General features: G+C 70.3%; 11 protein-coding genes. 5 read left to right on the top strand and 6 right to left on the bottom strand.

Features of this window, described 5'->3' with window-relative positions; all coding sequences use genetic code 11:
* Positions 1–93 precede the first annotated feature (93 nt).
* Positions 94–1,260 carry a damage-control phosphatase ARMT1 family protein gene (locus ABZ374_RS18095; protein ID WP_360312046.1) on the bottom strand — a complete coding sequence of 389 codons (1,167 nt, stop codon included), beginning with the start codon at positions 1,258–1,260 and terminating at the stop codon, positions 94–96.
* Between the two features lie 221 nt (positions 1,261–1,481).
* A complete protein-coding gene (locus ABZ374_RS18090; protein WP_360312044.1) occupies positions 1,482–2,861 on the bottom strand; it encodes a UDP-glucose/GDP-mannose dehydrogenase family protein in 1,380 nt (459 codons plus the stop codon).
* 609 nt (positions 2,862–3,470) lie between these two features.
* Between ABZ374_RS18090 and ABZ374_RS18085 the strand changes: the two genes are divergently transcribed.
* Positions 3,471–3,968 carry an NUDIX domain-containing protein gene (locus ABZ374_RS18085; RefSeq protein ID WP_360312042.1) on the top strand — a complete coding sequence of 166 codons (498 nt, stop codon included), beginning with the start codon at positions 3,471–3,473 and terminating at the stop codon, positions 3,966–3,968.
* 225 nt (positions 3,969–4,193) lie between these two features.
* Complete coding sequence (locus ABZ374_RS18080; RefSeq protein ID WP_360312040.1) at positions 4,194–5,372, top strand: macrolide family glycosyltransferase; 1,179 nt, start codon at positions 4,194–4,196, stop codon at positions 5,370–5,372.
* Between the two features lie 21 nt (positions 5,373–5,393).
* Here the strand turns inward: ABZ374_RS18080 and ABZ374_RS18075 are convergent, their stop codons facing one another.
* Positions 5,394–5,822: an SRPBCC family protein gene (locus ABZ374_RS18075; protein WP_360312038.1), complete on the bottom strand. Its 429-nt coding sequence runs from the start codon at positions 5,820–5,822 to the stop codon at positions 5,394–5,396.
* A gap of 189 nt (positions 5,823–6,011) precedes the next feature.
* Between ABZ374_RS18075 and ABZ374_RS18070 the strand changes: the two genes are divergently transcribed.
* Positions 6,012–6,848: a helix-turn-helix domain-containing protein gene (locus ABZ374_RS18070; RefSeq protein WP_360312036.1), complete on the top strand. Its 837-nt coding sequence runs from the start codon at positions 6,012–6,014 to the stop codon at positions 6,846–6,848.
* A gap of 123 nt (positions 6,849–6,971) precedes the next feature.
* On the opposite strand, the gene ABZ374_RS18065 is transcribed toward ABZ374_RS18070, so the two are convergent.
* Entirely contained in the window at positions 6,972–7,832 is an 861-nt protein-coding gene (locus ABZ374_RS18065; protein WP_360312034.1) for an SDR family oxidoreductase, read from the bottom strand.
* Positions 7,833–8,026: 194 nt separating this feature from the next.
* On the opposite strand from ABZ374_RS18065, the gene ABZ374_RS18060 reads away from it, so the two are divergent.
* Positions 8,027–8,428 carry a helix-turn-helix domain-containing protein gene (locus tag ABZ374_RS18060; protein ID WP_360312032.1) on the top strand — a complete coding sequence of 134 codons (402 nt, stop codon included), beginning with the start codon at positions 8,027–8,029 and terminating at the stop codon, positions 8,426–8,428.
* A 132-nt stretch (positions 8,429–8,560) separates the two neighbouring features.
* Here ABZ374_RS18060 and dnaE read toward each other — a convergent pair whose 3' ends face one another.
* Positions 8,561–12,109, bottom strand: a complete 3,549-nt coding sequence (dnaE, locus tag ABZ374_RS18055) for a DNA polymerase III subunit alpha (protein ID WP_360312030.1) — start codon at positions 12,107–12,109, stop codon at positions 8,561–8,563.
* A 277-nt stretch (positions 12,110–12,386) separates the two neighbouring features.
* Positions 12,387–12,683, bottom strand: coding sequence for a DUF2277 domain-containing protein (locus ABZ374_RS18050; RefSeq protein WP_360312028.1), 297 nt, complete (start codon positions 12,681–12,683; stop codon positions 12,387–12,389).
* 815 nt (positions 12,684–13,498) lie between these two features.
* Between ABZ374_RS18050 and ABZ374_RS18045 the strand changes: the two genes are divergently transcribed.
* Complete coding sequence (locus ABZ374_RS18045) at positions 13,499–14,491, top strand: PP2C family protein-serine/threonine phosphatase (RefSeq protein ID WP_360312026.1); 993 nt, start codon at positions 13,499–13,501, stop codon at positions 14,489–14,491.
* Positions 14,492–14,757: the final 266 nt, after the last annotated feature.

Raw genomic sequence — 14,757 nt, 5'->3', positions numbered from 1 at the left:
GAGACGAGAGGTTCAGGCTGTCGGTTTCCTCGATCGGGTACAGGATCGACCGCCGCCGGCGTCCTGTGCCGGTTCCATCGGGTTCGGGCGGGATTACGTTCCCGCGTGGGCCTGGATGAGACCGTATTTGCCGCTGGTGCGCCACGGCTCCCCGGTGGCGTCCAGCTCGGCGACCATCGGTGCGGTGAGGCCGACGACGACGTCCGACTTCAACGTACGCAGGGCAGCCACCGGGGACGGGAAGTGGTCGACCCGCTCGGCGAACGGGGTTGTCGCATCCCAGAGTCGATCTCCGACGAGGCGGCGGTAGTTGAGGTCGCCCTTGCCGATCGTCATCGTGGCCCCGGACAGCTCTGCCCTGAGGTCGGCGGGCATGTCGTGGAACGGCAGCGGCGCGCAGAAGAACCGGTGGGTGCGGACCATGAGGATGCCGTCCTTCATTGCCCGGTGGAGTCGACGGCCGATCAGTCGTGCCTCCTGCCCCGGTGCGAAGCGGAGGCGGTCGAGGGTCGCGAGGACGTCGGCGGTGGTCGCGTCCGACACGTAGTAGGGGGCGGGCTTGACGTAGAGGACGACCTCGGCGGCCGGTCCGCTCGTGAGGAGATGGTCGATCAGAACGAGGTCGGGCAGCAGTTCCCGTCCCGCGTTGTCCGCGATGACACAGACCCTCGGGTTGTTCGCGGCAGCGAGCGCGGACCACAGGAGCGGACTGTCGTCCGCGATCAGGGCGGGGGATCGGGTGTCCGGCGCCGAGGCGGTGATTCGGAAGCCGAGGTCCGCCCGGTTGCCCCAGAGAGCCGACGAGAGCAGCACCTTTGCCCGCTGGTCGGCGGACAAGGATGGCAGGTCGTCGAGAGCCGCCGACTCGGCGTCGACGGCCGGGCCGGCCAACTCGGCGTTCTTCAACGGCGCGAACGGGTCGATGCCCTGCCAGGTCCCGGGTCGGAAGTAGCCGGTGGCTTCGAGCAGCCTGCGGTAGAAGTAGCTCTCGGCCCACAGGAACGGCGCCTCGCCCCACGGCCGTCCGAACAGGCCCTCGCCCCACTCCAGCCACTGCCGATGATCGTGGGCGCTCTCGCCGAGCGGCTCCAGCACGCCGCCGGTGCTCTCGGACAGGAGTTCCTCGACCGCAGCCCGCTCGGTCGGTCCGTATGGCAGAGCATCGAGTACCCGGCGAATGAGTTTCGGGTGCCGCTCGTGGAAAACGCCCCAGGCGAAGGAGCCGGGGACATCACTCAGGATCGTGGGCGCAGTGGACACGTTCGGGCTCGTCCTTCTCCTCGTCGGCCGTCACCGGGACCCGCGAGCGGACCGGCGCCGGCTCGGTCGACGGCGGGCATGGGGTGGCTCGGCGGCGACGCCGGGCCGGCCGGGCTGCCGACAAGCACCCGACCGGTACCAGGATCGGTGGCTGCGCGGTCCGGCGTTGCATCGACACGGAACTTGGGCACGCTGCCCGCGCAGGGGCCGGAGGCGGGTCGTTACGGTGCCGCGCTCGTGTCGGGAATGTCGTTCGGACGGGCCGTCGGGGGAGTCGGCAAGGCGGCTTCCGGGCGACCCGGTTGGTGGACGGTCCAGTGGGCGGTGCGCCATGGGTGGGGGTCCAGGTCGTTGGGGAGGTCGACCAGGATCGGTTCGGTGGGCAGGGGGTGTAGGGCGCGTGGGTCGGCGTGGCGGAATTGGGGCCAGGCGGTGGCCAGGACGATGACGTCGGCGCCGTGGCAGGAGGCTTCGAGGTCGGTGGCGTAGTCGAGTTCGGGGTGGCGGGCGGCTGCAGTGGTGTTGGCCTGCGGGTCGTGGACGCGTACGTGGGCGCCTGCGCTCGCGAGTCGGACGGCGAGTTCGAGGGCAGGGGATTTGCGGACGTCGTCGGTGCCGGGTTTGAAGGCGGCGCCCCAGATGGTGATGGCGGCATCGCGCACGGGTTTGCCGTGCAGGGCGTACACGATCAGGTCGAGGGCGCGGGCGGTGCGGGCGTTGTTGATCTGCTCTGCGGCGCGTAGGAGAGTCGCCATCTCGGGCACGCCGAGTCGTTCGGCGTCCGTGGTGAAGGCGCGGATGTCCTTGGGGAGGCAGCCCCCGCCGTAACCGAGGCCCGGGCGCAGGCCGGCCGTACCGATCCGGGAGTCGTGGACGAGTGCTGCCGCGAGGGTCATGGCGTCGGCGTCCGCTGCGGCGCACATGTCGGCGATGGCGTTGATGAAGGAGATCTTGAGACCGAGGAAGGCGTTCGCGGCGCCTTTGGCGAGTTCGGCCGTGGCGGGGTCGGTGACGAGGAGCGGGACGCCGGCGTCGAGGAGTGGTGCGTACACCTCGCGGATGACCTTTTCCGCCCCGGCATCGGTGACGCCGGCGATGATGCGGTCGGGGTACAGGCTGTTTTCGAGGGCCTCGCCCTCGCGCAGGAATTCGGGATTCCAGACCACCCGGATGTCGACGTCGGGGGCGATGTGTTCGACGAGCGCGGTGAGGCGCGCGGTGGTGCCGACGGCGACCGTGGATTTGCCGATGATCGTGCAAGGCCGGGACAGGTGGCTCGCGAGAGCGCTCGCAGCGGCGAAGAGTCGGCCGGTGTCGTACGTGCGGCCGTCGGCGTCGAGCGGCGTGTCCACGGCGAGGAAGTGCACGTCGGCGAACCACGCGGCCTCGGCGAAGTCCGTGGTGAACCGCAACCGCCCCGACGCCGTGTGCGAGGCCAGGAGTTGCGGCAGGCCCGGTTCGTGGATCGGGGACTCGCCCAGGTTCAGGTGCCCGACGCGAGCGGGGTCGATGTCGACGCCGACCACCTCGTGGCCGAGTTCGGCCATTGCCGTGGCGTGCGGAACGCCGAGGTGACCGCAGCCGATGACGGAGACGCGCATCGTGATCCCTTTCGATGGGGGATGTTGCGGGACGGACCGGCCGACCTCTCGGCCCGGGGCATCGGCGCGGTTCGGTGTGGCGCGATGGGATGGGCGGGTGAGGCGTGGGGTGGCGGAGAGCAATCGGCGGATGCTTCGGGCTCGGGATGTGATGGATCGGGAGTATGCGCGGGCGTTGGAGCGGGCTGCGTGATCCCTTCGGCAATCGGATCCGGTTTACCCGGCTCAAGTCCTGACTGACTGGCTGTCGGGCGCGGAGCCGGGTGGCGGACCCCGGATCGCGCCCCGGGACCTGGGAAGTCGGCTCGCTGTGTGGGCAGTCGGGTGGGCTGCCCGGCCGGTTCCGCGTCGTCGCGGCCCGGCCCGGCGGCGGTGACCCGAAGTTGCCCCACGGCACCCCGACCCGTTCGTCCCGCTCGGCCGGCCAGGCCGTGCCGAGCCACCGCGTCCAGGCGGTGGTTCGAGGCGAACGCCGGGAGCCGGCCACCGAGTTCCCTCCGACCTGGCCACCCCCCGGCTCGCTCTGCCCCGCCCCGGAGCCGCGCATCCGGGGCGGGACAGGGCGGGCCGGGCGTCGACACGGCCGAACGGCGCCGGCAGGGTGTCCCGATGCGAATACCGAGGCAGGCGGCTCGTGTTGCGGTGCTGGACTCGGGCGGAGCGGTCTTCATGTTCCGGTACGACAACGAGGAAGTCGGCGTGCACTGGGCGATGCCGGGCGGGGGACTGGAGCCGGGCGAGGCACCGATCCGGGCGGCCGAGCGCGAACTGCGCGAGGAGACCGGCTGGACCGACGTCGAGGTCGGCGCCGTGTTCTGCCTCTGGGAGCACGACTTCACCCGCGCCGGGATCCCCGTCCGGCAGCGCGAACGGATCTTCCTGGCCCGGGGCCCGCGCCGAGACCCGATCGGCGATCTCGTCGCGGCACACGCGGCGGACCGGATTCTGTGGTGGCGCTGGTGGACGCCCGAGGAGTTGGCCGGCGACACCGAGCCGCTGTGGCCGCCGCAACTGCCGGAGTTGCTCGCGGCCGTGACGAACGCCGGCCCGCCGGTACCGCCGATCGACCTCGGCTACGTCCGAAACGGCGCCCCGGGCCCACGATGATGCCCCCGGTTCGGCCGGTGCCACGATCGGCCCCAAAAATCGGTTGGTTCACGACCGGAGCTCGGGGTAGCGTCGATCACATGCTTTTCGTACAGATCTACGGCTGACATCGGCGAGGGCTGTGCCCTCGATCCGCCCGCACCGGGCGGCGCGTGACGTGCGTGCCGACACCCGGGGCGTCGGACTGTCGTGTCCATCCGCCGTAGATCCGAAACGAGAATGCTCATGTCTCAGCGTCACCGTGCCCACATCGCGATGATCGGCATCCCCGCCGTCAGCCATGTCCTGCCCAGCCTCGAAGTCATCCGCGAACTGGCCGATCGAGGCCATCGCGTCAGCTACGCCAACGACCCCGCCGTCGCCGACCTGATCGCGCCGACCGGGGCCGAGTTCGTGCCGTACCGCTCCACACTTCCGGTCGCCGACAACGACTGGCCGGCCGATGCGATCGGCGCGATGGGCGTGTTCCTGGACGATGCGATCAAGGCGCTGCCGCAGTTGCGTGCGGCGTACGACCACGACCCCGCGGATCTGTACCTCTACGACATCGGCGCGTATGCCGCCCGGGCACTGGCCGAGAGCCAGGGGCGGCCGATCGTACAGCTCTCGCCGACGTATGTGGCCTGGCAGGGCTACGAGGAAGAGGTGCTGCCCGGGATGAAGCAACTGCCGGGCGCGGACGCGTATTGGGCGCGATTCGCCGCCTGGCTCGCGGACTCCGGCGCGACCACCACGGACGTGGACCTGTTCGGCGGCCGGCCCCGCCGGGTCGTGGCCACGGTGGCGCGCGCGATGCAGCCGAATGCGGAGCGGGTGGACCCGGACGTGGTCGACTTCGTCGGTCCGTGTCCGGGTCGGCGTGCCGATCAGGGGGAGTGGACCCGCCCGGCGGGCGCCGAGCGGGTGTTGTTGATCTCGCTGGGTTCGGCGTTCACCCGGCAGCCGGAGTTCTATCGGCGGTGCCTCGCGGCCTTCGGCGACCTGCCGGGGTGGCATGTGGTGCTTCAGATCGGCCGGCATACCGACCCGGCGGGCCTCGGGGTGATTCCGGACAATGTGGAACTGCACACCTGGGTCCCGCAGTTGGCCATCCTGCGGCAGGCCGACGCGTTCGTCACGCACGCCGGCATGGGTGGTTGCGGCGAGGGACTGACGACCGGTGTGCCGATGATCGCCGTACCGCAGGGTGCCGAGCAGTTCGCCAACGCGGATCGCCTGGTCGAACTGGGCGTGGCCGAGCGCCTGGACACGGAGGACGCCACGCCGGAGGCCCTGCGCCGGGCCCTCCTCGCCCTGACCTCGGACCCGGAGGTGGCCGCCCGCTCGGCCCGGCTGCGGGACCAGGCACGTGCCGAGGGCGGAGCGGTCCGCGCGGCCGACCTGATCGAGGCCGAACTGGGCTGATCCCGGGGCGGCCGGCCGGGCCTACTTCGCTGGGCCGGCCGCTCGGGCTCGGTCTTCCATCGTGCTCTTGATCAGGTCGGCGCCGTGTGCCATCGCCTGCCGCATCGACTCCGCGAGAGTGTCGGGCTGCACGTCGCGGGTCCAGGAGAAGGTGCAGTGACCGGTGGTGGCCGGTCGTACCCGCATGGTTGCCCGGTCGTGGGTGGGTGTGGCGCTGCCGCCGATCACCGCGTAGGTGAAGCTGCGTTCTTCGGGATCGACCTCGATCAGGCGTTCGCGGGCGGTCGTGCCGTTGGCGAAGGTGACGAATCGAATGCCGGGCTCCTCCAATCGACTCTCCACCACGAAGCCCGGAGCCATCCGGACCGGCCCCGTCTCGAATTCGCCGACGATCGCCCAGACGTCGTCGGCGTCGGCCTCGACGATGCGTTCTTCGTGGATGTACGTCATGGGAATTCTCCGGTTCGGACGGGGGCTTCGGCGCGATGTGCGCTCATTTCGAGCCTGCCGGCCGGACCCGCCCGGGTCTTGAACATCCTTGCGCGTAGCGGACGCGGACGCGAAGCGGATGCGGCGCCGAGGGGCGTGGGGCGTGCGGCCTGCGCCGCCGCTGTCGGTTCGCGCGCGTAGCGTGGAAGCGTGTTGTCGTCCGTCGATCTCGTCGCCCGGCCGGCGTTCGTGGTGAGCGCGGTGCGGTGCCTGAGCGACCATCGACACTGGACACCACCCGAGGAACACGACGGTCACCGCATCGTGCTCGTGCGCAGTGGTCGGTTCCGGCGTCGGGTCGACGGTGTGGACGCCGAGCTGGATCGGACCGTCGGCTACGTCGGAGTCCCGGGCCAGGAGGAGTGTTTTGCCCACCCCGCCGGCGGCGACGTGTGTACGTCGGTGCGGGTCGCGCCGCAGGTGTGGGCGGATGTGGCGGGCGACCCGGGCCGGCGTCCGAGGTGTTCGGCGCTCTACGTCGACGCGGCGCTCGATCTGGCGCATCGACGTTGCCTGTCGGCCGCCGAGGGCGGAGATGTCGACTACGCGCTCGCCGAGCAGATGTTGACCCTGGTTCGGCATGCGGTCGATCGGGTGGTCGTGCGACCGCGACCGCGTTCGCTCGCGTCGGAGTCCGACGACCGGCGCCTGGTCGCGGCGGCGCGTGAGGCGATCACGAGTGGAGACGCCGCCTCCGGCGCGTTGTTCTCGTTGGCCGAGTCGATCGGGGCGTCGCCGTATCGGCTGAGCCGGGTCTTCTCCCGGGAGATGGGCGTCTCGATCACCCGATACCGGAACCGGGTCCGGCTCGGCCGGGTGCTGGATCGTCTGGCGGCGGGCGAGGGCGACCTGGCCGCGCTGGCGGTCGACCTCGGCTTCGCCGATCAGGCGCACCTTTCCCGGACCGTGCGGACCGAGCTCGGGTACACCCCCACGGCGCTGCGACGACTGCTCGGGCCGGTACCGGGGGAGCCGCACCCGCGGTGAAGCGGCGCGGCCGACGCGCTTCGTCGGCGGGCACCGGGACCGGCCGACCCCGCCACACCCGAAGCGCCTCCGCCGCGGCTCGATGCCGCGACCGGGGGCGCTTCCTCGTCGCCGGTGTCCGGCTCAGCCCTTCAGCGCTGCCGCGACGGTGTCCGCGAGCGGCGTGGTCGGGCGGCCGAGCAGGGTGGACAGGTCGCCGGTGATGCCTTCGAGCGCGCCTTCGGCGATCCGGAGGTCGGCGTCCACGAGCAGCTCGACCAGGAACGAGGGGAGGCCGACGCCGTTGAGGATGCCGGTGTACTGCTCGGCCGGCAGGTTCGCGTACGCGACCTTCTTGCCGGTCTGCTTCGCCGCCTCGGCGGCCAGCTCGGGCAGGCTCCAGTTGTTGTCGCCGGTGAGTTCGTACACCTTCCCGGCCTGGTCGTCGCTCAGCAGCACGATGGCCGCGGCCTCGGCGAAGTCGGCGCGCGAGGCGGAGGCGATCCGGCCCTCGCCGGCGGAGCCCGCGACCGCACCGCGCTCGACGGCACCGGCCAGCGAGCCGGTGTAGTTCTCGGTGTACCAGCCGTTGCGCAGCAGTACGGCGGGCAGGCCGGTGGCGGCGATCCGGGCCTCGGTGTCGCGGTGCACCCGGGACAGGCCGAGCGGGCTCTCGCTCGCGGCGTAGATCGAGGTGTAGATCAGTTGCCCGACCCGGGCCTCGGCGGCGGCGGCGACCGCGGCGGTGTGCTGGGCGATCCGGTCCGCCTCGGGGCCGTTGGAGGACACGAACAGCAGCTTGTCCGCGCCGGTGAAGGCCGGTACCAGGGTTTCGGGCCGCGTGTAGTCCGCCTCGCGCACCTGGACTCCCCGGGCGGCGAGGTCGGCGGCCTTGGCCGGCGTCCGTACCGCGGCGACGATCTCCGAGGCCGGCGTGCCGCGGTCCAGCAGGGCGTCGATGACGAGGCGGCCGAACTGCCCGGTGGCTCCGGTGACGACGATCATGACGAGTTCCTCTCTTCCGTGCCGAACCCGTCGTTCGGCCGCTGCCCAAACGATTGCACTAACTTTTCGAAAGTGCAAGCTGTGAGAAGGTGCAGTACTTTCGAAAGTGCCCGCCCGGGGGTAGCCTCGATCCATACAGACGCGGAAGCAGCCGCAGCAGCCAGCCGCAGCCGCGGAGAACGAAGGGGGCAACGATGGAAACCGTGACCGAGACCGGGCCGGATCCCACCCCGGAGTTCGAGTTCGACGTGTTCGCCAAGGAGTGCGTCTCGCGGGCGGCCATGGAGCACATCACCGGCCGCTGGGGCGTGCTGGTCCTGGGCGGGCTGTACGACGGCCCGATGCGTTTCAACGCGCTGCGCCGTCGGGTCGACGGGGTCAGCGAGAAGATGCTGGCGCAGACCCTCCAGGCGCTGGAGCGGGACGGCTTCGTGCTCCGCGAGGTGCACAGCGCGATCCCGCCCCGGGTCGAGTACACGCTCACCGAACCGGGCCACGCGACGGCGGCCAAGCTGCTCGATCTGATCAAGCACCTGGAGAGCCACATGCCACAGGTACTGGCCGCGCGCGAGGAGTACGACCGGACACACGCCTGAGCGCCGCGCGCCCGGCCGACGGCCGCGTGGCCGACCGCCGGGCGCACGACGAAGGGGCCGGGACCACGAGATGCACTCTCGTGGTCCCGGCCCCTCGGCCGTTCCCGCCGATCCGGCGGGTCCGCTCCCGGCTCAGATGCTCCAGACCCCCGCGCCCAGCATCGACTTGATCTCGCCCGCGAGACCACCCTCCGGGTTGACCCGGAAGTCGAGGTTGTAGCGGGTGCGCATGCGGGCGCTCTCCAGGATCAGGTGCACCGGGTTGTCCCCGGGGTGCGAGGAGAGCACCCGCTTGATGTCCTTCACCAGCTTCTCGTTGACCTTGGTGGTGGGCAGCCGCAGGCACACCGGAGCCTTGCCGCCGTGTTCGGCCGAGCCGATGTCCAGCGGTACCAACTCCGAACCGAACACGCTCAGCGCGCCGTCGCGTTCGTTGAGCCGGCCCTTGATGCTGACCGCGACGTCCTCCTCCAGCGCGTGTGCGACCAGCGTGTAGGACTGCGGGAAGAACAACACCTCGATCTCGCCGTCGTGGTCGGCGAGATTGATCATCGCCCACGGCGAACCGCTCTTGTTGACCTTGCGCTGGATGCCGGTGATCAGGCCCGCCAACTGCACCTGGCCCTCGGTGCGGCCGGAGTTCTTCAGCTCGGTGATCGAGGTGTCGCGATGCCGGGACAGGATGTGCTCGGCGCCGTCGAGCGGGTGCGCGGAGACGTACAGGCCGAGCATCTCGCGCTCGGTGGCCAGCTTGAGCTTGCGCGGCCACTCCTGGTCGGTGAGGGTGAAGTCGAGGCCGACGGCCGGTTCCGCAGCGGTTTCGTCGCCGCCGCCGAACAGGTCGTACTGACCCGCCGCCTCCTGCTTCTTCAGGCCCACCACCGCGTCCAGGGCCTGCTCGTGCACGTCGACCAGGGCGCGGCGGGTGTGCCCGAGGGCGTCGAACGACCCGGCCTTGACCAGCGATTCGACCGCGCGCTTGTTGCAGGCGGGCAGACCGATCTTGGTCAGGAAGTCGGCGAAGGAGCTGAACTTGCCCTTGCCGGTGCGTGCTTCGACGATGTCGTTGATGACGTTGTCGCCCACGTTGCGGATCGCCCGCAGGCCGAACCGTACGTCGGAGCCGACGGCGGTGAAGTCGGCGACGGATTCGTTGACGTCGGGCGAGAGCACCCGGATGCCGGCCGACCTGGCGTCGGCCAGGTACATGCCCATCTTGTCTTTTTCGTCGCCCACCGAGGTGAGCAGGGCGGCCATGTACTCGGCGGGGAAGTTCGCCTTGAGATAGGCCGTCTGGTAGGAGACCAGGCCGTATGCGGCGGAGTGCGACTTGTTGAACGCGTAGCCGGCGAAGGGGACCAGCACGTCCCACACCGCCTGGATCGCCTCGTCGCCGTAGCCGCGTTCGCGGCAACCCTCCTGGAACGGGATGAACTCCTTCTCCAGGACTTCCTTCTTCTTCTTGCCCATCGCGCGGCGGAGCAGGTCGGCCTGGCCCAGGCTGTAGCCGGCCAACACCTGCGCGGCACGCTGCACCTGCTCCTGATACACGATCAGGCCGTAGGTGGGGCCCAGGACTTCGGTGAGCGGCTTCTCCAACTCCGGGTGGATCGGCGTGATCTCCTGCTGGCCGTTCTTGCGGAGCGCGTAGTTGATGTGCGAGTTCATGCCCATCGGGCCGGGCCGGTACAGCGCGGAGACGGCGGAGATGTCCTCGAACTCGGTCGGCTTCATCAGCTTGAGCAGTGCGCGCATCGGGCCGCCATCGAGCTGGAACACGCCCAACGTGTCGCCGCGGGAGAGCAGTTCGAACGTGGTCGGGTCGTCGAGCGGAATCTTCTCGATGTCGACGTCGACGCCGCGGTTGGCCTTGATGATCTTGATGGCGTGATCGATGATGCCCAGGTTTCGCAGACCCAGGAAGTCCATCTTGACCAGGCCCATCGATTCACACGACGGGTAGTCGAAGCCGGTGATGATCACGCCGTCCTTGTCCCGCCGGTGCAGCGGGATCAGGTCGATCAGCGGGGTCGAGGACAGGATCACCGCGGCGGCGTGCACGCCGGTGCCGCGGGTCAGGCCCTCGATACCGCGCGCGGTGTCGATCACCATCTTCACTTCGGGGTCGGACTCGTACAGCGCGCGGATCTCGCCGGCCTCGGTGTAGCGCGCGTGATCCTTGTCGAACATGCCCGCCAGCGGCATCGACTTGCCCATGATGTCCGGCGGGTACGCCTTGGTGATCCGGTCGCCGGTGGCGAACGGGAAGCCCAGGATCCGGCTGGAGTCCTTGATCGCGGCCTTGGCCTTGATCGTGCCGAAGGTGTTGACCTGGGCGGTGTAGGCCGAGCCGTACTTCTCGGTGACGTAGCGCACCATCTGGTCGCGCTGGCGGTCGTCGAAGTCGATGTCGACGTCCGGCGGGTTGATCCGCTCGGGGTTGAGGAAGCGCTCGAACAGCAGGTCGTAGTCGAGCGGATTCAGGCCGGTGATGCCGGTGAGGTAGGCCACCATCGAACCGGCCGCCGAGCCTCGACCGGGTCCGACCGGGATGCCGTTGTCCCGGGCGTACTGGCAGATGTCGGCGACCACGAGGAAGTAGGAGTCGAAGCCCATGGGCGTGATCACGCCCATCTCCAACTCGATCCGGTCCAGTACCTCCTGGCTCGGGTCGTCGCCGAAGCGGTGCTTCAGGCCCGTGGCGATCTTCTTGCGCAGGTACGTCGCCTGCGTCTCGCCTTCCGGGACGTCGAACTGCGGCATCCGGTTGACCTCGGCGAACACCTCGTCGTAGGGCTGGATGCGTTCGGCGATCGCGAGGGTGTTGTCGCACGACTCGGGCAGTTCGCCGAACAGCCGGCGCATCTCGTCCGAGGTCTTGATGTAGTAGCCGGTGCCGGCGAACTTGAACCGGTTCGGGTCGGCCTTGTTCTTGCCCACGCCCACGCACAGCAGCGAGTCGTGCGCGTCGGCCTGGTCCTCGGTGACGTAGTGCGAGTCGTTGGTGGCCAGGAGCGGGATGCTCAGCTCCTTGGCGATCCGCAGCAGGTCCTGACGCACCGTGCGCTCGATGTCGAGGCCGTGGTCCATCAGTTCCAGGAAGTAGTTCTCCTTGCCGAAGATGTCCTGGTACGCGGAGGCGGCCTTGATCGCCTCGTCGTACTGACCCAGGCGCAGCCGGGTCTGCACCTCGCCGGAGGGGCAGCCGGTGGTGGCGATGATGCCCTCGTGGTGCAGGGCGATCAGCTCACGGTCCATCCGGGGCTTCATGTAGTAGCCCTCGATGGACGCGAGGCTGGAGAGGCGGAACAGGTTGCGCAGGCCCTGCGCGTTCTCCGCCCACATCGTCATGTGGGTGTACCGGCCGCCACCGGAGACGTCCTTGCCGCCCTCGCCGTCCTCGCTCGGCGCGCGCTTGCCGCCGGGGGCCCAGAACTCGGGGCGGCGGGCGTGCCGGGTGCTGGGGGCGACGTACGCCTCGATGCCGATGATCGGCTTGACGCCGTGTTTCTTGGACGTGCCCTGGAACTCGTAGGCGCCGAACATGTTGCCGTGGTCGCTCATCGCCACCGCGGGCATGCCCTGACGGGCCACCTCGGCGAACAGCTTGTCGTTCTTCGCCGCTCCGTCCAGCATCGAGTATTCGGTGTGGACATGCAGGTGAACGAACGAGTCAGACACGGTGTGTGAGGCTCCTCGGAGGGGGCGGCGGGGACCATCCACCATAACGCGGCGGAGGCCGGCAACCGGGTGTCCGAGGCAGGTGTCCGCAGCCGCCGGCGAAGGCTTTTCCGAGTCGTTTCCGAGCTGTATCCGAGTGGCCCCACAGTGGCCTGCGACGGGGTTTTCGTGGGGGTTCGGCAGGGTTTGGTGGGGCTGTTGCGCGGCTTTTGCGGAGCGCCGCGCGGGTTGTGAGGGGTGCGGGGCGGGGCGTCGCGTCGGGCCGGTCGCGGGGCCGTCAGTGCGTGTGGGCGGGGGCCTCGGCAGGGGTCTCGGCGGCGGCTCGGGCGGCGGCTTCGCGGCGGCGCAGCGGGGGGAGGGTGGGGGGTGGTTGGCGGCGCTCGGGGAGTTCGGCGAGCAGGGTTTTCGTGGCCTCGGCGATGGCGGCCACGGCGCGTTCGACGGCCTCCTCGGTGCGGGGTGACGTGGTCTGCACGCCACCTACTTTGCGGACGTATTGGCGGGCGGCGGCTTCGATCTCCACGTCGGTGGCGGCGGGGTCGAGTCCGCGGAGCGTCGTGATGTTGCGGCACATACCTTTCAGGCTAGGCGGGGCCGGTGACATTCGCCGGGGGCGGCGGTGGCGGGGTTGGCCGCCCTGCCGGTCCTCGCGCCGGACGGGCCGAGTGGATGGCCTGGCCTGCGGCGCTTGTCCTCAAACGCCGGACGGGCTGGATTCGGGTTGGTGGGTTGGGTTGCGGTGGGTTGCCGTGCGGGCCCGTCGGGGGTTGGCCGGCCTGCCTGTCCTCAAGCGCCGGACGGGCTGGGTTTGGGTGGGTTCGCGGGTTGGGTTGGGGTGAGTTGCCGGGTCGGGCCCGTCGGGAGGCCGGCCTGTGGCCCGCTTGTCCTCAAGCGCCGGACGGGCTGGAGGTGGCTGCTTTGGCGGTTCGGGTTGTGGTGGGTTGCTGGGTCGGGCCCGTCGGGGGTTGGCCGGTCTGCGGCCTGTTTGTCCTCAAGCGCCGGACGGGCTGGAGGTGGCTGCTTTGGCGGTTCGGGTTGTGGTGGGTTGCTGGGTCGGGCCCGTCGGGGGTTGGCCGGCCTGCGGCCTGCTTGTCCTCAAGCGCCGGACGGGCTGGAGGTGGGCCGGCGGGTTGGGGTGGGTGGGGTGTCGGGTCGGTCCGTCGGGGTTGGCCGGTCTGCGGCCTGCTTGTCCTCAAGCGCCGGACGGGCTGGAGGTGGGTGGGCTGGTGGGTTGGGTTGCGGTTGGTGGACGGGGCTTGGTTGGGGTGCTGGTTTTTGGTGTCGGGCGGGGTGGAGTCGGCGGTTCGGGGTGTGGTGGGTGGGTGTTCGGCGTAGTGGCCGTTGCCTTGTGGGGGTTTGGGCGTTGGGCCTGGTGTGGCGGAGTCGTGGATGGGTGCGGTGGGTGCGGGGCCCGGGCGGCTGGTGGTTTCTTCGGGGACGCGTGATCACCGGTACGACCCGGCGACGGCCTGGCGGGTGTATCAGGGCGAGGACGGCAGCCTGACGGTCAGCACGGACGCGTGGCAGGAGGATGCGCACACGCTGATGGCGATCCGCACCGACTGGTACGCCGACGCCGCGGCGGCCTCGGCGGCGGGCGGCCTGCCGCCGGACGTGGCCGGCCGGGTCACCCGCGCATTGGGTGCCGAGCCGGTTCCGCCGCCGCCGTACCGCGACTTCGCCGAGGCGTTTCGCGCGGGCGTCACGCCGTCCCACCCGGAGCCGGTCGCCGGCCTCGAACTGGCCGTCCGGCACCGACCCGCGCAGGACGAGTTCGGCGTGGGCGGCGACTGGTACGACGTCTTCACGCTGGACGACGGCCGGGTCGCGCTGGTGGTCGGCGACGTCCAGGGCCACGGCGCGGGCACGGCGCCGATCATGGCCAGGATTCGTACCCTGCTGCACGCGTACGCCGTGGTCACTCCCGATCCCGGCCGCACACTCGCGCTGGTCAACGACTTCCTGGACCGGTTCCCCGGTCCCGCCCACGCCACCTGCACGCTGGCCTACCTGGACCCGGCGACCGGCAGCCTGCGGGTCGCGCGGGCCGCGCATCCGCCGCTGCTGCTCGCCGATCCGGCCGGGACGCCGCGGATCGAAGACGTCGAGGGCGGCCTGCCGCTGGGCATGCTGGCCGATCAGGGCTATCCGTGCACGACGCTGGCCGTGGCGCCCGGGGAGACCCTGGTCCTGGTCACCGACGGCCTGGTCGAGGGCCCGCAGTTGGCGCTGGACCGGGGCATGGAACGGCTCGCGCACCGCTTCGAGCGCAGCCGGGGCCTGGATCTGGAGGCGACCGCGGAGCGGTTGTTCGGACTCGCCGACCTGACCGGTCATCGGGACGACGTGACGTTGTTGCTGGCGCGGACGAAGGCGGGCTGACCGTGCCGCATTTTCCCGTGTCGCAAGATCTCGGGTAATCGGCGTCGGTGATTGTCGATCACCCTTCGATTTCGGGCCGACCGGTGTTTTCCCACGCGTTTCCGGGCCGCTTCCGTCGGGTGGGATCAGGGGTGTCGCGGGCCACAAAAGGCCGTTCCCCTGGATCTTCCGTCTTGGGCGCGAGAGGATCTGACTATGCGTCAGCTCGATGTCCCGGGCGGCGCCTGGCATCTGACGTGACGTTAGCCACGTGTAAACAAAGTTCC

Origin of the sequence: Embleya sp. NPDC005971, from assembly GCF_040629175.1 — a bacterium.
GTDB lineage: Bacteria > Actinomycetota > Actinomycetes > Streptomycetales > Streptomycetaceae > Embleya.
Note: the sequence above shows the minus strand (reverse complement) of the source record. Positions and strands in the feature narration are given on the sequence as shown.